Source organism: Micromonospora xinjiangensis (assembly GCF_056150165.1).
In genome coordinates, this window is record NZ_JAXCFO010000001.1 from 754,992 (window position 1) to 774,715 (window position 19,724).

General features: G+C 74.7%; 16 protein-coding genes and 1 pseudogene. 8 read left to right on the top strand and 9 right to left on the bottom strand.

The window, feature by feature from the left end; translation table 11 throughout:
• Nucleotides 1–306: 306 nt before the first annotated feature.
• Together SM573_RS03570 and SM573_RS03575 are read right to left on the bottom strand one after the other, a co-directional pair.
• Complete coding sequence (locus tag SM573_RS03570; protein ID WP_474614007.1) at nucleotides 307–714, bottom strand: hypothetical protein; 408 nt, start codon at nucleotides 712–714, stop codon at nucleotides 307–309.
• Nucleotides 715–716: 2 nt separating this feature from the next.
• Nucleotides 717–1,514, bottom strand: coding sequence for a GNAT family N-acetyltransferase (locus tag SM573_RS03575; RefSeq protein WP_474614008.1), 798 nt, complete (start codon nucleotides 1,512–1,514; stop codon nucleotides 717–719).
• Nucleotides 1,515–1,555: 41 nt separating this feature from the next.
• On the opposite strand from SM573_RS03575, the gene SM573_RS03580 reads away from it, so the two are divergent.
• From SM573_RS03580 to SM573_RS03595, 4 genes and pseudogenes are all read left to right on the top strand, one after another.
• Nucleotides 1,556–1,948, top strand: a complete 393-nt coding sequence (locus tag SM573_RS03580) for a YidH family protein (protein ID WP_474614009.1) — start codon at nucleotides 1,556–1,558, stop codon at nucleotides 1,946–1,948.
• A complete protein-coding gene (locus SM573_RS03585; RefSeq protein ID WP_474615452.1) occupies nucleotides 1,945–2,286 on the top strand; it encodes a DUF202 domain-containing protein in 342 nt (113 codons plus the stop codon). The genes SM573_RS03580 and SM573_RS03585 overlap by 4 nt, the downstream gene beginning before the upstream one ends.
• Nucleotides 2,287–2,314: 28 nt before the next feature.
• A pseudogene (locus SM573_RS03590) lies at nucleotides 2,315–2,698 on the top strand (PLD nuclease N-terminal domain-containing protein); the annotation flags it as partial.
• 165 nt (nucleotides 2,699–2,863) lie between these two features.
• Nucleotides 2,864–6,238: an AfsR/SARP family transcriptional regulator gene (locus SM573_RS03595; protein ID WP_474615453.1), complete on the top strand. Its 3,375-nt coding sequence runs from the start codon at nucleotides 2,864–2,866 to the stop codon at nucleotides 6,236–6,238.
• On the opposite strand, the gene SM573_RS03600 is transcribed toward SM573_RS03595, so the two are convergent.
• The 4 genes from SM573_RS03600 to SM573_RS03615 form a co-directional block, all read right to left on the bottom strand.
• A complete protein-coding gene (locus SM573_RS03600) occupies nucleotides 6,222–7,031 on the bottom strand; it encodes an ABC transporter permease (protein WP_474615454.1) in 810 nt (269 codons plus the stop codon). The two genes, SM573_RS03595 and SM573_RS03600, sit on opposite strands and share 17 nt — an antisense overlap.
• Nucleotides 7,028–7,999, bottom strand: coding sequence for an ATP-binding cassette domain-containing protein (locus tag SM573_RS03605; RefSeq protein ID WP_474615455.1), 972 nt, complete (start codon nucleotides 7,997–7,999; stop codon nucleotides 7,028–7,030). Before SM573_RS03605 ends, SM573_RS03600 begins: the two co-directional genes overlap by 4 nt.
• 156 nt (nucleotides 8,000–8,155) lie before the next feature.
• Complete coding sequence (locus SM573_RS03610; RefSeq protein ID WP_474614014.1) at nucleotides 8,156–9,778, bottom strand: acetolactate synthase; 1,623 nt, start codon at nucleotides 9,776–9,778, stop codon at nucleotides 8,156–8,158.
• A 169-nt stretch (nucleotides 9,779–9,947) separates the two neighbouring features.
• Nucleotides 9,948–13,712, bottom strand: coding sequence for a Kelch repeat-containing protein (locus SM573_RS03615; RefSeq protein ID WP_474615456.1), 3,765 nt, complete (start codon nucleotides 13,710–13,712; stop codon nucleotides 9,948–9,950).
• 359 nt (nucleotides 13,713–14,071) lie between these two features.
• On the opposite strand from SM573_RS03615, the gene SM573_RS03620 reads away from it, so the two are divergent.
• The gene (locus tag SM573_RS03620; protein WP_474615457.1) at nucleotides 14,072–15,085 is read left to right on the top strand and encodes a helix-turn-helix domain-containing protein; all 1,014 of its coding nucleotides are present in this window, start codon (nucleotides 14,072–14,074) and stop codon (nucleotides 15,083–15,085) included.
• A gap of 24 nt (nucleotides 15,086–15,109) precedes the next feature.
• Here the strand turns inward: SM573_RS03620 and SM573_RS03625 are convergent, their stop codons facing one another.
• Nucleotides 15,110–15,883: an enoyl-CoA hydratase/isomerase family protein gene (locus SM573_RS03625; RefSeq protein WP_474615458.1), complete on the bottom strand. Its 774-nt coding sequence runs from the start codon at nucleotides 15,881–15,883 to the stop codon at nucleotides 15,110–15,112.
• A gap of 98 nt (nucleotides 15,884–15,981) precedes the next feature.
• On the opposite strand from SM573_RS03625, the gene SM573_RS03630 reads away from it, so the two are divergent.
• Nucleotides 15,982–16,503, top strand: a complete 522-nt coding sequence (locus SM573_RS03630; protein WP_474614018.1) for a DUF6232 family protein — start codon at nucleotides 15,982–15,984, stop codon at nucleotides 16,501–16,503.
• Here the strand turns inward: SM573_RS03630 and SM573_RS03635 are convergent.
• Nucleotides 16,500–17,003 (bottom strand): nuclear transport factor 2 family protein, encoded by a 504-nt coding sequence (locus tag SM573_RS03635; RefSeq protein ID WP_474615459.1) that lies wholly within the window; start codon nucleotides 17,001–17,003, stop codon nucleotides 16,500–16,502. The genes SM573_RS03630 and SM573_RS03635 overlap by 4 nt on opposite strands.
• A gap of 476 nt (nucleotides 17,004–17,479) precedes the next feature.
• Here SM573_RS03635 and SM573_RS03640 point away from each other — a divergent pair, with 476 nt between their 5' ends.
• Both SM573_RS03640 and SM573_RS03645 read left to right on the top strand, forming a co-directional pair.
• On the top strand, nucleotides 17,480–17,962 hold the full coding sequence (locus tag SM573_RS03640; protein ID WP_474615460.1) for a DUF6232 family protein: 483 nt from the start codon (nucleotides 17,480–17,482) through the stop codon (nucleotides 17,960–17,962).
• A 63-nt stretch (nucleotides 17,963–18,025) separates the two neighbouring features.
• On the top strand, nucleotides 18,026–18,760 hold the full coding sequence (locus tag SM573_RS03645; RefSeq protein WP_474614788.1) for a hypothetical protein: 735 nt from the start codon (nucleotides 18,026–18,028) through the stop codon (nucleotides 18,758–18,760).
• Nucleotides 18,761–18,819: 59 nt separating this feature from the next.
• Here SM573_RS03645 and SM573_RS03650 read toward each other — a convergent pair whose 3' ends face one another.
• Nucleotides 18,820–19,716 carry a ribokinase gene (locus SM573_RS03650; protein WP_474614787.1) on the bottom strand — a complete coding sequence of 299 codons (897 nt, stop codon included), beginning with the start codon at nucleotides 19,714–19,716 and terminating at the stop codon, nucleotides 18,820–18,822.
• Nucleotides 19,717–19,724: the final 8 nt, after the last annotated feature.

Sequence of the window (19,724 nt, forward strand, 5' to 3'; positions counted from 1 at the left end):
GGCCGCCATGTTACCTGCCAGTAGCTTCCGGCTCTCGGGCACACAGAGTGACACAGCTCACCCGAGGCACCCACGCCGGGTAAGCTTCGGATCGGGAGGTGCCGGATATGTCCGATTACGCGGTGTCGCAGGTCCGACCCGGTCCCGACCGGGCCGGCCCGCAGGCCGACCCTCCGCGCGCACCCCACCGGCTCCTGCCCGACACGTACCGCTGCGCCTGCGGTCGCGTCCGGGACCGCTGCGTACGAGCGGTCGTCGGGATGCTGTGGGCACCGGCACGCCTGCGCGTCCCGGCCATCGGCCCGGTCAGGGAGCGTCGGCCAGCGCGGCCCTGATCCGCTCGATCACCGCCGCCTCGGCCGGAGCGACGCCGGCGTGCGCGCGGGCCGCCCGGTGCGCGGCGGCGAGCACCACCTCGCGGTACGCGGCCACGTCCGCCGGGGCCTTCTCCCGCAGGATCCGCACCGCCCGCCCCAGCGCCGGCAGCACCGTCGACTCGATCTCCAGCTCCGAGTCACGGGGCAGCCGCGGCAGCGGCCCGGTGGTGAGCGCCTCACGGACCACGCCGGACGCGTCGGCGAAGACCCCCGACGCGGCCAGGCTCTCCTTGAGCACCGCCACCATGCCGGGTTCCACGTTCGACACCAGGAAGACCGCACCGAACGCGCCGGTCTTGAGCGTCAGCCGTTCGTCGTCCGTCAACTCCTGGGCCATGATCACGGAGTGTAGACGTACGGGGTGGTCGTGGTGACCGCGACGAAGCCGAGTCGCTCGAGGATCGGACGGCTGTCGTCGGAGGCGTCCACCTGGAGCAGGGTCCGGTCGCGCTGGGCGGCCTGCCGTGCCCGGTAGACCACCAGGGCCCGGTAGATGCCCCGACGCCGCCACTGCGGCAGGGTGGAGCCGCCCCAGAGCGAGGCGAAACCGGTGCCCGCCAGGTAGCGGACCCAGCCGGCGCTCACCACGGTCTCCCCCGCCTCGGCGACCACCACGCTGATCGACTGCGGGTCGGTGGCGATCTCCTCCTCCAGGGAGTCCGCGAGGTGGCTGCGGTCGCCCTGCCAGACCTCCTCCTCCATCGCCACGATCCGGTCCAGGTCCGCGCGGGCGGTCACCTCCCGCAGGCGTACGCCCTCGGGCAGGACCGGCAGCGCGGCGGCGAGCGGCGCGACCGGCCCGATCACGACGGTCTCCCGGTCCTCCGGCACGAATCCGGCGTTCCGCAGGCGGTCCGGCAGGTCCGCCGGCTCGTCGTGCCCGGCGAGCTTCCACTCCACGGCCTCGCCCCGCTGCCGGAACAGCTCGACCTGGCGGGCGATCAGCTCGTCGAGCGCCGCGCCCGTGAGGCCGCCCAGGTCCCGGTAGGTGAGGAAACCCCGGTGGTGGCCGCCCAGCACGCGGTACAGCGGCCCGTCCCGCTCGATCGTCACCCCGGCCGGCACCGGGTCGGGCAGCTCCGGCCGCAGTTGCGTGTCGTACGCGGCGCGGAGGGTGGTCGCATCAAGATCCGTCATCGTTTCAGGCTACGACCGCCGGCCAACGGATAATCGGCATCGTGTGGGAGGCGATCAGGCGCTGGTTCGACCCGCGGGAGCTGCGCTCGGTGGGCAGCACCCCCGACTACCGGTTCTCGCTGGCCAACGAGCGGACCTTCCTCGCCTGGCTGCGGACCGGGCTGGCGCTGGTCGCCGGTGGGTTGGCCGCCGCCCAGTTCCTGCCCCCGCTGCCGCTGCGGCACCTGCGGGAGGTCATCGCGGTCGCGTTGCTGCTGCTCGGCGGCGCCGTCGCGGTCCGCGCGGTCGACCACTGGGCGCGCACCGAACGCGCCATCCGGCTCGGCGAGGAGCTGCCCGCCTCCCGGTTCCCCGCCGTCCTCGCCCTCGCCGTCGGCCTCGGCGCGCTGCTGCTGGTGGTCGCGGTGCTGGTCAGGGCGATCGGCGACCGGTGACGAGGCGCCCCGGCGCCCCCGACCCGGAGCCGGCGTCGACCCGGGACCCCGGCCTCCAACCGGAGCGCACCCGGCTGGCCTGGCGCCGAACCGCGCTCGCCCTCACCGTGGTCACCGTCCTGGCGGTCCGGCTGGCGTTCACCGGGGACCTGGACGGCGGCGCCCTGTTCGCCGGCGCGGCCCTGGTCGTCTGGGGCGGGGTGCTGCCGGTCTGCTGGCGGCGGGGCACCGGGCGCGGACCGGCCCGCACCGGCGGACGGTCGCTACCGCTGGCCGCGCTCGGCACCGCGGCGCTCGCGCTGCTGGGTGTGGCGCTGGTGCTGCGTGGGCTGCGGTGAACGTCGTCCCTGCGCCATGATGTCCGGCATGGTTCGCCTGTACGGGCTTCTCTTCCTGGCGCAGATCGTCCTCGCGGTCTGCGCACTGATCAGCTGCCTCTCCGCCGAGGAGGGGCAGATCCGCGCTCTCCCCCGGGTCGCCTGGGTGCTGATCATCCTGTTCTTCCCGCTGGTCGGCTCGATCGCCTGGTTCGTCGCCGGCCGTGAGCCGGCCGCCCGGTCGACCCGAAGCCGGTGGCCCGTGGGGAACGGGTTCTCGGAACGGGACCGGCGTCCGCCGGTCGCGCCGGACGACGACCCCGAGTTCCTCAAGTCGATCGCCGAGCGGTCCCGCCCGGACGACCAGGAGCTGTTCCGGCGCTGGGAGGAGGACCTGCGCCGCCGCGAGGAGGACCTGCGCCGTCGGGAGGGCGCCGCGCCGGACGGGTCGGAGCCGTCCGGCCGCGAGCGGGACGCCCGCCGCCGGGAGGGCGGGGCGCCGCAGCCACGCCCGCGCGAGGGCGAGCCGCCGCGCGAGGAGGACCGCCCCGAGGTGTAGGTGATCTACCACGGGCGCGGGCGCGGCAGAATCGACGACGTGCAGATCTGCCTGCTCGGGCCGCTGGAGGTCCGCGCCGACTCCGGGGCGCCGGTCGAGGTCGGCGGCGCGCGGCTGCGTCGCCTGCTGATCGTGCTGGCACTCGATCCCGGGCGCCTGGTCAGCACCGCCCGGCTCGTGGACGCGGTCTGGGACGGCGAGCCGCCGGCCGGCGCGGCCAACGCGCTCCAGGCGCTGGTCTCCCGGCTGCGCCGGGCCGCACCCGGCCTGCCCGTGGACGCCGGGTCGGGCGGTTACCGGCTCGCGGTCGACCCCGACGCGGTGGACGTGCACCGGTTCGAGGCGGAACTGGCGGCCGGGCAGGCGCTGCTCACCACCGACCCCGTCGACGCGGCGCGGCGGCTGGACGCGGCCCTCGCCCGCTGGCGCGGGCCGGCGCTGGCCGACGTCGCGGACGCCAACTTCGCCCGCGCCCCGGTGGCCCGGCTGGACGAGCTACGCCTCGCCGGCACCGAGGCCCTGATGGAGGCCCGCGCCGCCACCGAGGATCCCGCCGCGCTCCTGCCCCGGCTGCGGGAACTCGTCGCCGCCCACCCACTGCGCGAGCGCCTCGCCGGCCAGCTCATCGGCGCGTTGCACCGGGCCGGCCGCCCCGCCGAGGCGCTGGCCGAGTACGACCGGCTGCGTACGACGCTCGCCGAGACGCTGGGCGCGGACCCGGGACCCGAACTCACCGCACTACACCTGGCGCTGCTGCGCGGCGAGCCGCCGAACTCCCCGGCCGCCGGCGGACCCACGGCGGCTCCCGACGCCGGCACGGCGCCGGACCGTCAGGAGAGCGCCACCACCACGGGTGCCCCGCGCCCCGCGACCCGGCCGGGGCTCGCCGACACGCGACACCACCGACCCGGGTTCGCCGACGCGCCGAACACCTCCGGGCCGTTCCCCGACGGCCCCGCACCGGGCGGCCGCGGGCTGCCCGCCGCCCTCACCAGCTTCGTGGGCCGGGAGGCCGCCGTGGACCGGGTCGGCGACCTGCTGGCCCGCTCCCGACTGGTCACCCTCACCGGGCCGGGCGGGGCGGGCAAGACCCGCCTGGCCATCGAATCCGGCCGAACGGTGACCGACCGCTTCCCGGACGGCGTCTGGCTGGTGCAGTTGGCCCCGGTGACCGATCCCGCCGAGGTGCCCCAGGCCGTGCTGGCCCTGCTCGGGCTGCGCGAGCAGACCCTGATCACCACCAGCCGGTCCCGCGTCCCGTCGGGTGAGGCCACCGATCCGACCGACCGGCTGGTCGACGCCCTGGCCACCCGGCGTGCGCTGCTCGTGCTGGACAACTGCGAGCACCTTCTCGACGCCACCGCCACGCTCGCCGACCGGTTGCTCGGCTCCTGCCCCGACCTGCGGGTGCTGGCGACCAGCCGCGAACCCCTCGGCATCACCGGCGAAGCGCTGCACCCCGTCGAGCCGCTCGCCCTGCCGCCGGCCGACGCCGACGCGGTGATCGCCCTCGGATACCCGTCGGTGCGGCTCTTCGCCGACCGGGCCGCCGCGGTCCGGCCGGACTTCAAGGTGGACGCCGAGACGGTGACACCGGTGGTCGGGATCTGCCGGGACCTGGACGGCATGCCGCTCGCCATCGAGCTGGCCGCCGCGCGGCTGCGGTCGATGACGGCCCACCAGGTCGCGACCCGGCTGGACGACCGGTTCCGGCTGCTCACCGGCGGCAGCCGTACGGCGCTGCCGCGGCACCAGACACTTCGCGCGGTCGTCGACTGGAGCTGGGACCTGCTCGACCCCGCCGAACGGGCGCTCTGGCGACGGCTGGCCGTGTTCACCGGGGCCTTCACCGTGGAGACGGTGGAACGGGTCTGCGGCGGCGGCGAGCTGACCCCGGACGAGGTGTTCGACCGGCTCTCCGCGCTGGTGGAGAAGTCGCTGGTGGTCGTGGCCGGTAACGGCGAACCGCGCTACCGGATGCTGGAGACGATTCGCGAGTACGGCCTGGACCGACTGGCCGAGGCGGGCGAGGCGGAGCAGGTGCGGCGACGGCACGCCGCCGAGTTCCTCGCACTGGCCGAGGAGGCGGACCCACGGCTTCGGGGGCCGGAGCAACTGCGCTGGATCGCGCGGCTGCGCGCGGAGCACGACAACCTGCACGCGGCGCTGCGCTGGGCGGTCGGCACCGGGGACGCCGACATGGCGGTCCGGTTGACCGGAGCGCTCGGCTGGTACTGGTGGCTACGAGGCCAGCGGGCCGAGGGCGCCGAGCTCAGCCGGGACGCCCTCGACCTGGCCGAGCGGGCGGCCACGCCACTGCGGACCGAGGCGCTGGCCACGGCGTACGCGGTCGGCGCGATGAACCTGGTGGCCGGTCACGCCGACATGGACGGGGCCCGGGTCTGGATGGAGCGTGCCGCCGGCCTGGCCGACGAGACGTCGGACCACGTCATGCTGCGCCTCATCGGGCCGATGTCCGGGATGTTCGACCTCGCCGACCAGGAGGCGTGCCTGGCCGGGCTCCGGAAACTCTTCACCGACCCGGAGCCGTGGGTGGCCGCGGTGGCCCGGCTGATGCACGGGCACATGGTGCTCAACTGCGGGTCGCCGGCCGAGGACGCACTGGCGCACTTCCGCACCGCGCTCGAACTGTTCCGGACAGCCGGTGACCGGTGGGGCACCTCCACCAGCCGGTTCTCCCTCGCCGACCTCGCTACGCGCACCGGTGACCGGACTACCGCCATCGGCCACCTGCGGGACGCCCTCCGCGACGTCGAGGAACTCGGGGCCTTTGAGGACGTGCCGCAGATGCGGGCCCAGCTCGCGCACCTGTGGTGGCAGGCCGGCGACCGGGAACAGGCCCGCCGGCTGCTCGACGAGGCGTACCGGCAGGCCGAGCGGCTCGGCGCCGACGAGCCTCGGGCCGGGGTGGCGTTCGCCTGGAGCGAGCTGCTGCGCGACGCCGGTGACTGGCCGGAGGCGGCCCGGTGGGCCGAGCGCGCCGCGCACGTGGTCGGCCGGCGCAACGTGGCGCCGCAGTGGCGGGCCATGGTGGCCACCGCGCTCGGGCACGTGAGCGCCGCCGCCGGGGACCTGGACGCGGCCCGGGCGCATCTGGACCGGGCCATGGACCTGGCGATCGAGTCGACGGACGCGCCGGTGGTCTCGATCGTGCTCATCGGCTACGCGGATCTTGCGCTACGGGCGGAACGCCCCGCCGCGGCGGCAACTCTGCTGGGCGGGGCGGACGGCGTCCGCGGCGGCACCGACCGCGGAGCCCTGGACGCGGCCCGAGTGCGGCGGGCCGCCCGCGCGGCGCTCGGTGAACCGGGGTTCGCCGAGGCGTACGCGGACGGCCGGATCGTCCGCATGGACGGCGCCGGGGAGCTGGTCCGGGTCACACTCGGCGCCTGAGCGCCCGCACCGCGAGCGGCGCGAAGACCACCCCGATGGCCACCGCCCAGACCAACGACCGCGCCACCGGCCCGGCCACCGGGCCGCCCACCAACAGGCCGCGCAACGCGTCGGCGAGCACGGTGACGGGATTGACCTCGACCCAGCGCTGCAACCAGCCGGGCATCGTCTCGGTCGGCACGAACGCGTTGCTGGTGAAGGTCAGCGGGAAGATCACCATGAAGCCGAAGATCTGCACCTTGTCCGGCTCGCTCACCAGCACACCGACCAGGACCGAGATCCAGGACGCGGCCAGGGAGAAGGCGAGCAGCAGCACGAACGCGCCGAGCAGCCCCAGCGCGCCGTCGCCGAGCCGGAACCCGAGGATCATGCCGACCCCGATCAGCAGGGCCACCGACCAGGCCTGCTTGACCGTGTCGGCGAGGATCCGCCCGGCCAGCGGCGACCAGCGGGCGATCGGCAGCGACCGCAGCCGGTCGAAGACTCCCTTCGTGAGGTCGTTGTTCAGCCCGAACCCGGTGGTCATCGTGGCGAAGAAGGCGTTCTGCACGATGATCCCGGGGAGCGCGAACGTCAGGTAGTCGCCGGGCGAACCGGAGATCGCACCGCCGAAGACGTACGTGAAGAGCAGCACGAACATGACCGGCTGGATGCTCAGGTCGAGCAGTTCCATCGGATTGTGCTTGATCTGCACGAGGCTGCGCCAGGCCAGGGTGAACGTGTGCCGCAGGCCGGCGCCGAGCCCGAGCCGGCGGGCCGGGGCGAGCGGGGTGTCCAGGGTGGCGGCGGTCATGCCGGGGTCCCTTCCAGTCGGGTGGCGGCCGGCTCGTCCTCGGCGCGGTGGCCGGTCAGGGAGAGGAAGACCTCGTCCAGACTGGCGCCGCGCAACGCCAGCTCCGCCACGTCCACCTCGGCGTCCGCCAGGCGCCGGACCACCTCGGGCAGCGCCCGCGGGCGGTTCACCGGGACGGTGACGGTGGTCTGGGTGACCTCGGGAGCGACGCCGGCCACCGCTCCGGCGACGCTCACCACCGTCGGCAGGTCGTCGGCGTCCACCGGACGCACCACCAGCGTCTGTCCGCCCGTCTTCGCCTTCAGCTCCTCGGGCGTGCCCTGCGCGATGACCCGGCCGTGGTCGACGACCGCGATCTCGTCGGCGAGCTGGTCGGCCTCTTCCAGATACTGGGTGGTGAGCAGCACGGTCACCCCGTCGGCGACGAGGGACCGGACGACGTCCCACAGCTCGTTGCGGCTGCGCGGGTCGAGGCCGGTGGTGGGCTCGTCGAGGAAGAGCACCTGTGGGCGGCCGACCAGACTGGCCGCCAGGTCCAACCGGCGGCGCATGCCGCCCGAGTAGGTCTTCGCCGCCCGGTCGCCCGCCTCCGTCAGCTGGAAGTCGGCGAGCAGCCGGGCCGCCCGGGCCCGGGCGTCGGCCCGGCTCAGGCCGAGCAGGCGGCCGATGAGCAGCAGGTTCTCGGTGCCGGTCAGCGTCTCGTCGACCGAGGCGTACTGGCCGGTCAGGCCGATGAGCTGCCGCACCCGGTGGGCGTCGCGCACGACGTCGTGGCCGCCCACCGCGGCCCGCCCCTCGTCGGGGATCAGCAGTGTGGCGAGCACCCGCACGGCGGTCGTCTTGCCGGCGCCGTTCGGCCCGAGCAGGCCGAAGACGGTCCCGGCGGGTACCGCAAGGTCAACCCCGGCGAGGGCGGTGGTGGCGCCGAAGCGACGCACCAGTCCCTCGGCGCGGATCGCGTACTCCATCGCGTACTCCTGTCGTCTCTGGTGGCAACACCATCGACGACAGCGCTGACAGCACGGCGATCCGGCGCTGACGCGGGGCGGCCCGACGCTGACATCCCGCTGACGCGCCGGCCGGGCCGGGCGCCCCGCACGGTGGCGGGGCGCCCGGCGACGTGGTCAGGCGAGGTTCGACGAGCGGGGGTACGCGTCCGTCGGGTCGGTGAGGACGTTCACGAGGTACGGCACGCCGGAGTCGAAGGCGCGCTGCAGGGCCGGCCCGAGGTCGGCCGACTTCGCCACGGTCTCGCCCGCCCCGCCGAGCGCGGTGACCACCTGGTCGTAGCGCAGCTCCGGCTGGAGGTCGGCGGCCACGTCGTAGCCGTACATGGCCCGCATCGGGTGCTTCTCCAGGCCCCAGATGCCGTTGTTGCCGACCACGATGACGACCGGCAGCTTCTGCCGGACCAGCGACTCCACGTCCATCAGTGAGAAGCCGGCGGCGCCGTCACCCATGAGCACGCAGATCTGCCGGTCCGGGTGGCTGACCCGGGCGCCCATGGCGTAGCCCAGGCCGGTGCCGAGGCAGCCGTACGGGCCCGGGTCGAGCCAGGTGCCGGGCTGCGCCGGTTCGAGGTAGCGCCCGGCGTACGACACGAAGTCGCCGCCGTCGCCGATGGTGATCGCGTCGCGGGCCAGGACCTTGCGCAGCTCGCCGTAGATCCGGGCCGGGCGGATCGGGTCGGTCTCGGCGGCCATCTCCTCGGCGTCGCGGGCCTTGGCGGCGTCCTCGGCGGCGCGCAGGTCGGCGATCCAGCCGGCGTGGTCGGCGCGGTCACCCGGGTGGTCGGCCAGCGCGGAGAGGATCAGCCGCAGGTCGCCCGCCGGGGCCGCGGCGGGCTGGACGTGGCCGGCGCGCTGGCTGGGCGCGTCGACGATGTGCACCACCTTCGCGTCGCCGAAGTCGCCGAAGTTGAGCCGGAAGTCCAGCGGGGTGCCGACCACCACGACGACGTCGGCACCGGAGAGCGCGGCGCGGCGGGCCTTCGCGAAGGCGAGCGGGTGCTCCGGGGGGAGCGAACCGCGGCCCATGCCGTTGGTGAAGACCGGCACCTGCAGCGCCTCGGCCGCCTCGCGGAGCGCGGCGGTCGCGTCGCCGGCGTAGACGTCCGAACCGGCGATGATGACGGGGCGCTCGGCGGCGGCGACCAGGCTGGCGGCGCGGGCGACCTCCTCCGGGTCGGGCTCGGCCGGGGCGATCCCCGGCAGCGCGGGAAGCTCCGCGTCGGAGACGGAGAAGACGGTCTCCAGCGGGAAGTCGAGGAAGACCGGCCCCCGGTGCGGGGTGAGCGCGGTGGTGAGGGCGGCGGTCACGGCGCGCGGGATGTCGTCGGTGCTGAACACGGTCTCGGCGTGTTTGGTGACCGGGGCGACCAGCGGCAGGTGGTCCATCTCCTGGAGGCTGCCGGAGCCCCAGCGGAACGCGGGCGCCCGGCCGCCGAGCACGAGCACCGGGGACGCGTTGAAGAACGCGCTGGTCAGACCCGAGATGCCGTTGGTCACGCCCGGGCCGGCGGTGAGCACGGCGAGGCCGGGCCGGCGCTGGAGCTTCGCCACCGCCTCGGCCGCGAAGACGGCGGACTGCTCGTGCCGCACGTCGTAGATCGGAAAGTCGTTCTTGTGGGCGGCGTCGTAGAGCGGGAAGACGTGCCCGCCGGAGAGCGTGAACATCTCCCGGACCCCGTACGCGCGTAGCGCCGCGAGCGCCAGCTCCCCACCGTGACCCTCGATCCGCTCCGTCATGGTCGCTCCCCTCGTCCGTGGCCGGGGTCACAGGTTACCGGCCGGTCAACCATCACCCGGCGCCGCGCCCCGGCCGGCGGATCGCACCGCCGCCGGCCGGGCCCCCGGGCTGCCGGAACGGCCCGCGCCCGCCCGGGGGGGGTCCGGGCGGGCGCGGTCCTCGGGGGTGTCAGCGCAGCTTCATCACCACCGGGAGCGGCTCCGTCCGGTACGGGCTGTCCGTCTCGAACGCCAGTCGCGCCCGGTGCTCGCCGTGGCCGGCGACGGCCGGGGCGGACGCCCGCACCGTCACCGTGACGGAGCGACCCGCCGGGATGGTGAGCGCGGTCCCGTCCACCGACAGCCACGACACGTCGCTGCCCCGCACGCAGGCGTCGTGACCCGGGAGCTGCTGGGCGAACGGGGTGATGGCGAACGATCCGAGCGACCCGCCCACCTGGTACAGGCCGCACGCGGCGCCGCCCCGGTACAGCGCGTTGTTCGCGTTCGGCAGCTCCGACCAGGTCGCGGTCCCCGGGTCGAACTCGAGCGCCTGGTTGGTGACCGAACCCGCGGCGATACCGCCGATGACCTGGAGCTTGCCGCCGACGCCGGCGTACGCCATGCCCCACACGGAGATCGGCAGACCGGTGGTGCGGACCCAGGTGTCGGAGTCTGCGAAGTACCGGAAGGTGTCGTTCACCGGTACCCGCTCGGTCGGGTCGATCCCGCCCGCGCAGACCACTCCGTCACCGGCTGGGGCGCACGCCAGGAAGGCGACGGCCAACGGGTAGTCGGCCAGCCGGGTCCACCGGTCGGCGGCGGGGTCGTACCGGTAGGTGCGGTTCGACGCGGGCTCGCACTCGCCGGTGGTGCAGCCGGCGACCACGTACAACCGGCCGTCGACGGAGGCCGCCGCGGCGGCGGTCACCCCGCCGGGCAGGTCGGCGCGGCGCGACCACCGGTCGGTGGCCGGGTCGTAGGCGTACGTGCTGGACGCCGCGTTGCTCGCCTGGTCCCAACCGCCGACCGCGTACAGCCGGCCGTTGACGAAGCCGCCGACGGCGGCCGCGCGGGGCTCGGGCAGGTCGGCGATGCGGTTCCAGGTCCGTGCCTGCGGATCGAAGACGTACCCCTCGACCAGGGAACCGGCGTCGCCGCTGCCGCCCACCGAGTAGACGGTGCCGTCGTTGTCGGCGACCAGGTTGTCCATGACGAGCGTCGGGTAGTCGGGCAGCGCCGTCCACGCGGTGCCGTCCGACGCGTCCTGCGGCGGGGTCGGCCGCGGGCTGTGCCCGCCCGTTCGGGCCGATACCGAGGCCTCGGTGGCGATCCGCACCAGCGGCGCCCCGGTGGCGGCGGGCCGGCGCGCGCCGGCGGCCGGGGTGTAGCCCCGGTCCTGCTCGACGAGGTCGACGCGCAGCGGCCGGTCGCCGTCGTTGGTGAGCCGCACCTGGCGGGTGACGGTGCGCCCGGGTCGTACGGAGATCGTGAGGTCCGACTGGTGGACGCTCAGCCGACCGGCCTCCAGCCGCCAGTCGCGGCGGACGACGCCGTCGGAATCGATCCGCACCTTCGCCGTGCTGTCGCCGTAGCGCAGGCCGCTGGCGGTCACCGGGACCGAGCCGCCGCCCGGGACGAAGAGCCAGTAGAAGCCGTCGGCGAGGTGGGGGTCCTCGGTGGTGGCCCGGCTGGTGGCCGCCGCACCGCCGGTCTTCACGATCGCGCCGATGACCGCCGCACCGGTGTTGTCGTCGCGGATCTGCCCCGCCACGAGCCCGCCCGGCACGGCGGCGCACGACCGGCGCCCCACGAACACGTTGTCCAGCTGCCACCAGTTGTCGTACTCGCCCTGGTAGCGGAACCGGACCAGCACACCGGACTTCCCCGCCGCCTGCGGCACCGGGATCTCCACGTGCCCGTTGACGGCGTCGGTCGCGAGGTGCCGGACGCCGGCCCAGGTGGCGCCGTTGTCGAGGCTCAGCTCGACGTCACCGGTCTGCTCGTCCCAGCTGGAGTAGTCGGTGTCGAACCCGATGACCGGCTCGGCGATGCCGGTCAGGTCGGCCGGCGGGCTGATCAGGCTCGTGTCGATGCGGCCCGGCTGGTTCCAGCCGTCGACGCTGGCGAACCCACCGTCGCCGCCGGTCAGGTTCCCCTTGGACCCGGGGTCGTCGAACCGCCAGGTCTGACCGCCGCCGGCCTCGTCGGTGACCCGCCAGCCGTCCCGCGGGCCGCCGGTCCAGCCGGTGAAGTCGGCGCTGGCGCCCTCGTACCGGGCGGCGTACCCGGGGGCGGTGCAGGACGAGGCGTCGACCGAGAGCCGGACGTCCTGGCGTACGGCGCTGGGCCGCCCCTTCGGCTGCGGGTCCACCCGCGTGGTCACCGTGCCGGTGACGTAACCGGGCATGTCCACGGGGGACACGTGCAGCGTCCAGCTGTTGCTGACCGGCAGGTCGACCTCGTAACGGCCCGTGTACGGGTCGGTGAAGACCGCGCCGCCCGGGTAGCCGTCGATGGCGATGCGGGCGTAGACCGGCCAGCCGTGCCCGGAGGCGTCGGTGACCGTACCGGTCACGGTGCGGCTCGCGAGCGCGGTCAGGGTGAAGTCGCGGGTCAGCTCGGCCTTGGCGGCGACGGTGACCGCGACGGCCTTCGGGGCCTGGTAGCCGAACTGGGCGGCCACGAGGTCGTACCCGCCGGCGGGCAGGGTCAGGCTGTAGCGGCCGTTCGCGTCGGCCACGGCACGGAACGTGGCGCCGGTGGCGTCCGTGGCGGTGACGGTCGCTCCGGCGACGGGACCGCTGTGCCGGCCGGCGGTGACGGTGCCCGAGATCCGGCCCGTCTCGCCGAGGGTCAGGGCCGACACGCCGTTGGGGGTGCCGATCCCGGTCGGGCCGTCCCAGCCCGGTCCGGCGGTGCACAGCAGGTCGCCGCACCAGCCGTTGGAGCCCTCGGTGATGTCGAAGAGGCCGGCCGCCTTGTCCTTCCGGTACGGGTAGGTCACCGGGTACGTCCCGGCGAGCGGCTCGCCGGCCAACGCGTACATCCCGGCGACGAGCGGAGCGGCCAGCGAGGTGCCGCCCCACTGCGCCCAGCCGTCCTGGCCGAGCGTGTTGTAGACGGCCAGCCCGCTCTCCGGGTCGGCGACGGCGGAGATGTCGGCGGTGGCCCGCTTGTCCCCGCAGCGCGTGTCCACGTCGGCCTGGTAGGCCGGGCGGGGCTCGTAGAGCGAGCAGCCGCTGCCCGCGTTCACCCAGGCCGTCTCGTTCCAGCCGCGCGGTGACGAGTCCCGGGTCAGCCGGGTGCCGCCGACCGCCACGACGTTCGGGTTGGTGGCCGGGTAGCTCTGCACGTTGCCGAGGTCGCCGCTGGCGACGACCACCGCGATGCCGGGGTGGTCGTAGTGGGCGTTGTAGAGCTCCTGGAAGGGGGTCTCGCCGGCGATGCCGTACGAGTTGGAGATGACGTCCGCGCCGAGTTCGGCCGCCGTGTCGACGGCGGCGCCGAGGCTGGCCGGCGAGTTGTCGTCGGCCTGGACGAGGAGGATGTCACACCTGGGGCAGGCGGAGGAGACGGCGTCGAGGTCCAGGGCGGCCTCGATCGACCACTCGGCGTCCTCCGGCGGGTAGTCGGTGCCGCCGCGCTGGTCCACCTTCCGGAAGCAGCCGTTGGCGGTGGTGCACGGCGGGAGGTCGTAGTGCTCGCGGAACACCGCGAGGTCGGCCTCGGCGGCCTCGTAGCCGAAGGCGAGCACGACGGCGACGGTTCTCCCCTCACCGCCGTCGGGCAGCCGGTAGGCCGAGCGGATGTCCGCCGGCCCGAGCGCACCCTCCGGCGGCTCCGCGACCCGCTGGACCAGCCGGCCGTCCTCGGTGGCGAGACCGAGCGCGTAGCAGCGGGCCAGCGGGGTGCCCGTCGTCGCGGTGTTGCAGCCGGCGGGCTTGTAGCGCATCGCCGCCCAGCTCGGGGACGAGGAGGACGGCTCCGCCGTTGGCGCCGCCTGTGCGCTGGCGGGCAGCGGACCGGTGGCGAGCAGCGACAGTGTGAGGGCTGCGATCAGCCCGCCGAGGCGGCCCCCGCGGGACCACCTTCGCCGTAAGGGCACGGACATTCCACTACTCCTTACCAGTGACGCCACGGACACACCTCGACGCTGAGGCCCGACGCACCCTCCTGTCAGGACACGCGGTGATCCCGGACACGAAAGCGGCACGCATTGACGGGCGATCTTGGCACGGGCGCGAAGACGCGGACAATGTCCCGGGACGTTCATGTTCCGGACAGCTGGCGGGTTCCCGACGGAGGCATCGGATGTGGCATGTGGTCGGCGTCTCCGAGCCCGAAGAGCGCGTCTACGAGGCACTGGCCCGGCGACGACAGGCGACGGCGGCGGATCTGCTCGGCGACGTCGCGCTCTCCCGGGCGCAGTTGACCCGCACACTCGGCCGCCTCGTCGACCGGGGCCTGGCCAGCCGACTCTCCGGGCGCCCGACCCGCTACGCGGCGACGCCGCCCGACCAGGTGGCCAGCTTCCTGATCGCCGAGCGGGAACGTGACCTGCTCCGCCTGCGTACGCACGCCGACCAGCTCGCCAAGGAGCTGCGCCGGCACGACGGGACGGGCCGCCACCCGGCCGAGCTGGTCGAGGTGATCGAGGGACCGGCTAACCTGCGGGCCACGCTCGTACGCCTGCAGCGCGAGGCACGGGTGCAGATCCGCGGGCTGGACCGGCCGCCGTACCTCGACAACCCGGTGAGCGGCAACTCGGAGGAGACGCACCAGCTGGCCGACCGCGGCCTCACCTACCGGGTCATCTACGACCGGTCGGCGCTGGAGATCCCCGGGCGGATGGCGGAGATCTGGCGCGGCATCCAGAGCGGCGAACGCGCCCGGGTCGCCAGCAACGTGCCGATGAAGATGATGCTCTCCGACGACCGGCTCGCACTCATCCCGGTCATCACGGGCGGGCAGCTTGCCGACGCTGCGTACCTGATCCACCCGTCGTCGCTGCTGGACGCGGTCTGCGAGCTGTTCGAGGCGCTCTGGGAACGGGCCATCGCGATCAACCGGTCCGCCGTGAACCGAGCAGAGCCGGGTGACGGCATGGTCGAGCAGGCCGACGACGCCCACCCCGACCGGCTCTCCGACCGCGAGATCGAGCTCATCGGCCTGCTCGCCGGTGGCGCCACGGACGAACGGATCGCCCGCACGCTGGGCTGGAGCGTGCGGACGGTGCACCGGCACGTGCACCGCATCATGACGATGGTCGGCGCCGAGACGCGGTTCCAGGCCGGGATGGAGGCGGTCCGCCGGGGCTGGGTCTGATCGACCGCCGGCCCGGCGCCCCGTTCAGCGGCCGGTGAAGTTCGGCTTGCGCTTCTCGACGAAGGCGGCCATGCCCTCCCGCCGGTCGTCGGTGGCGAAGAGCGCGGCGAAGAGCTGGCTCTCCCAGGCCAGGCCCGAGTTCAGGTCCATGTCCAGGCCGCCGTCGACGGCGAGCTTCGCCGCGCGCAGCGCGTGGGTCGGCCCGTCGAGGTACGGGCGGACCATCGCGACGGCGGTCGAGTAGACCTCGGCGGCCGGGGCGACCCGGTCGGCCAGCCCGATCCGCAGCGCCTCCTGGGCGTCGATCATGCGCCCGGACATGATGAGGTCCTTGGCGCGGGCCGGGCCGACCAGCCGGGCGAGCCGCTGGGTGCCGCCGGCGCCCGGGATGATGCCGAGCTTGATCTCGGGCTGCCCGAGCTTCGCGTCGTCCGCCACCACCCGCCAGTCGCAGGCGAGGGCCAACTCGCAGCCACCGCCGAGGGCGTACCCGGTGATCGCCGCGACGACCGGCTTGGGGATGCGGGCGAACGCGCCGAGCGCGCTGGACAGGTCGGCGGCCCGCGCCGCCATGTCCACGTAGGACATGTCGGCCATCTCCTTGATGTCCGCGCCCGCGGCGAAGACCTTCTCCCCGCCGTACACGATCACTGCGCGGACCTCGGGGTCGGCGGTGGCCGCCTCGGCAACGGCGCGCAACTCCTCCTGCACCTGGGTGTTGAGCGCGTTCATCGGCGGCCGCTCCAGCCGGATGGTGCCGATGCCGTCCTGAACTTCCAGCCGCACGAACTCGCTCACGCCGCCCTCACTTCCTCGTCGAAGTCGCGTGCCAACCATACGGCCCGGCTCGTTGGGGTACGTAGTCTGGTGGTAGCCCCGCACCCGGGAGTCCAGCGATGATCACGTACTACGACGACAGCTCGGTGCAGGTGACCTCGACCGCCATCCGCGTGAGTGGTCGCGCGTACCCTCTCGCCGAGATCAGCATGGTCTGGCACCGGCGGGGCAGCCGGTCCTGGCGGGTGCTCGCCGGGCGCGGCGCGATCGGGGCGGCGATGGTGGGCCCGCTGGTGGCCGCCGTCCTCGGCGTGGGCGTGGCGGTCTGGCTGGACCGCTCCCCCACGGTCACCATCGCTATCGTCGGCACGTCGGTGCTCGTCGGCCTCGCGGTCGGCCCGGTCGCCGACTTCCTCTTCGAGCACCTGGACCGCTCGTACGCCCGGGGCAGCCGGCAGTGGGAGATCTGGGTGCGCTGGCGCGGCCGGCCGGTCCAGCTGCTGCGCACCGGTGACGCGCTGCGGTTCGGCCAGATCTACCGGGCGTTGGAGCGGGCCGTCGAGCACGGGCAGCCGGCGCCACCCGGACGCCCCGCCGTGACGCCCACCCGCCCCGCCCGACCCCGGGGGCAGCGGGGCTAGAAGCGGATCGGTGTGGCTGGCAGCATGTCGAGGCCGCGCAGGAGACCGTAGAGGTCCTGCTCGCCCCAGAACTGCACGATCCGCCCCTCCGCCAGCCGGTAGATCTTGCAGGCGCTCTGCACCGCCGTCGCACCCGTGGCGTCGCGCCGGTAGGTCTGCGCGAGTGCCGCGGCCACCCGGTCGCCGGCCGGGACGATCTCGAGGATCTGCTGGTCGAGCACCGTGAGCCCCGGCGAGGTGACGGCCTGCTCGACCAGGTGCCGGCCCCGCACCTCGCTGCCGGAGCCGTAGATCAGCACGTCCTCGGCGACCACCGCCCGCAACTCGGCCAGGTCCTTCGTCACGAACGTCCGCAGGTACCGGCGCACCACCTCGACGTTGCGTTGCTGTTCGCCCGTCAGCCGCCCGGTGATCGACTCCGCGTCCATGTCGGAACGGTACGCGCCCGGCACCTCGGTGGCCTGCTCCACCCCGGCCGGCCGATCGACCCGGTCGGGCATCCGGAGGCCCGGCATACTCGCGTGGCCGCTGTCGAGCTGCCCCACCGATGGGGCGCCGAACTCCCGCCCGCGAACGTGGGACGCCCCGACCTCGATGCCCCGGGCCGCGCGGGCAGCCCACGCGCTCGACCTTCTCCTTGACCAGGCGGGCGAAGATCCGCAGGGCCCGGGCCAGGCGACGCGGCGCGGGCGAGGCCGCACGGCGCGGGCGAGGCGACGCGGCGCGGGCGAGGCGGCACGGCGCGGGCGAGGCGGCACGGCGCGGGCGAGGCGGCACGGCGCGGGCGAGGCGGCACGGCGCGGGCGAGGCGGCACGGCGCGGGCGAAGCGAGACGGCGCCGACGCGGGCGAGGCGGGGCGGGCGTCGGCGCGGGGCGGGGCGGGGTGCGCGGCCTGGCGTCCCAGAAAGGGCAGCTCGACAGGACGTGAGGGGAAACACGCCCACCCCGCTTGCCGGGGCATGGTTAGGCTTAGTGATGGCGGTCTATTACCGGGACGACGCGGTGCGGGTGACCTCCGAATCGATCCGGTCGGGCGGGCGTGAGATCGCGCTCGCCGACGTGACGTACGTCTGGCACGCCCGGGGGCGGGCGACGCTCGCCGTGCGGGGCCGGGTGGTGGGGCGCGGCGTCCTGGTCCTGCTGCTGTCGCTGCCGCCGCTGGTGGCGCTGGTCTGCGTCGTCTCGCTCGTCTGGTCGGCGCAGGACCGCGGCGAATGGACGCTCGCCCTGCTCATCCTCGCCGGCTGCGTGGTCGGCGCGCTGGCGCTGACGCCGTTCCTGAAGCTGCCACTGAGCTGGCTGGACCGCTCCTACGAGCGCGGCAACCAGGTGCACGAACTGTGGGTGCAGCACCACGGCCGAGAGGAGTTGCTGCTGCGCACGCCGGACGCGCTGCGGTTCGGGCAGATCTACCGGGCCGTGCAGCGCGCCGTCGAGCAGCACTCGGACCGGCGCTGACCGGCGCAGCGCCGACGATCACCCAGCGGGCGACGCGGGCGCGACGGACGCACACTGGAACGCATGGCGATTCCCCTTCCCCGGCCCTCCGCCGTCGTCGGCCTCACCCGCTCCGCCCTCGACCAGGCGCTCGGCTCGGCGGCCTCGCTCGCGGCCGTACCGGCCCGCGCGTTCGCGGTGCTCGACGACGTCGAGGCGCTGGTGGCCCGCATCAACGGCGTGGTCGACCGCATCGAGCGGACCCTCGACCGCACCGAGCGGGTGGTCGGCGACGCCGAGACGGCGGTGCGCGAGGTGGCCACGATCAGCGCCGCCGCGACCAGCGCCATCGAGACCGCCACCCGGGTGGCCGCCGCGGCCGCCACCCTGGTCGAGGACACCGACAAGGTCGCCCGCAGCGCCGCGACCGTGGTGGCGGAGGCGGACGCGGTCGCCGGGCGGGCGGCCGGAGCGGTCGGCACCGCGGCGGAGGCGGCGGCCACCGCGGCTGAGCTGTTGGAGGCGTACGAGCCGGCGCTGCGCCGGGGCGCGCCGATGGCGACGCGGTTCGTCCAACAGCTCAGCCACGAGGAGGTGACCGCGGCCATCCGGCTCGTGGACGAACTGCCGAAGCTGCGTGAGCACCTGACCGCCGACGTGCTGCCGATCCTGGCCACTCTGGACCGGGTCGGCCCGGACCTGCACGATCTCCTGGAGGTCACCCGCGACCTCAAGCTCGCGGTGGCCGGCATCCCGGGGCTGGGCATGCTGCGCCGACGCGGCGAGAAGCTCACCGACGAGGCCGACCAGGCCGGTTAGCAGTCGCAGGCGACCGTGACGCGGGGCGCCGTGAGGTCGCCCACCGGCCGGGGCACAGGTCAGGCCGGCACGTAGAGTTCGTCGATCTCGGTCCGGTAGGGCAGCGCCACGGAGGCGCCGAGCCGGCGGGCGCAGGCCGCACCGGCCGCCGCCGCCCAGCGCACCGCGTCCACCAGGTCCCGTCCCTCGCCCCAGCCCACGGCCAGCGCCGCGGTGAACGCGTCACCGGCGGCGGTGGAGTCGACGGCGTCCACCTTGACCGGAGGCACGTGCACGGCCGTCCCGTCACGGTCGCCGTACCACACCCCCTCGGCACCGAGCGTGAGAACGGCGCGCGGCGTCAGCTCCAGCAGCGCGCGCGGCTCCTCGCGACCCCGGCCCGTGAGCGCCTGCGCCTCGCGCTCGTTGACGACGAGCACGTCCACCGCGTCCAGCAGGTCACGGGGGAGCGGCCGGGCCGGCGCGGCGTTCACGACGACGCGGGTGCCGGCGGCGTGCGCGGCCACGGCCGCCTCGGTGACCGTCTCCACCGGAATCTCCAGCTGGGCGACGAGCACGTCGGCGGCGCGGACGGTGGCAAGCTCCTCCTCGGTGAGGCCGCTCAGCGCGTCGTTGGCGCCGGGGGTGACGAGGATGGCGTTCTCCCCCTCGGCGTTGACCATCACGAGGGCCACGCCGGACGTGCCGTAGACGACCCGCAGGTGCGCGGTGTCCACCCCGGCCGCCCGGATCCGCGCCTTGAGGGTGACCCCGAACGAGTCCGAGCCGATCGCGCCGATGAAGGCGCACGAGGCGCCCGCACGGGCGGCGGCGATGGCCTGGTTGGCGCCCTTGCCCCCGGGCACCATCACGAAGTCGCTGCCCAGCATGGTCTCCCCACGCCGTGGCAGGGCCGGGGCCGTGGCCACCAGGTCCATGTTCGCGCTGCCGACCACGGCCACCCGCGTCTGGGGCACCGGCACCT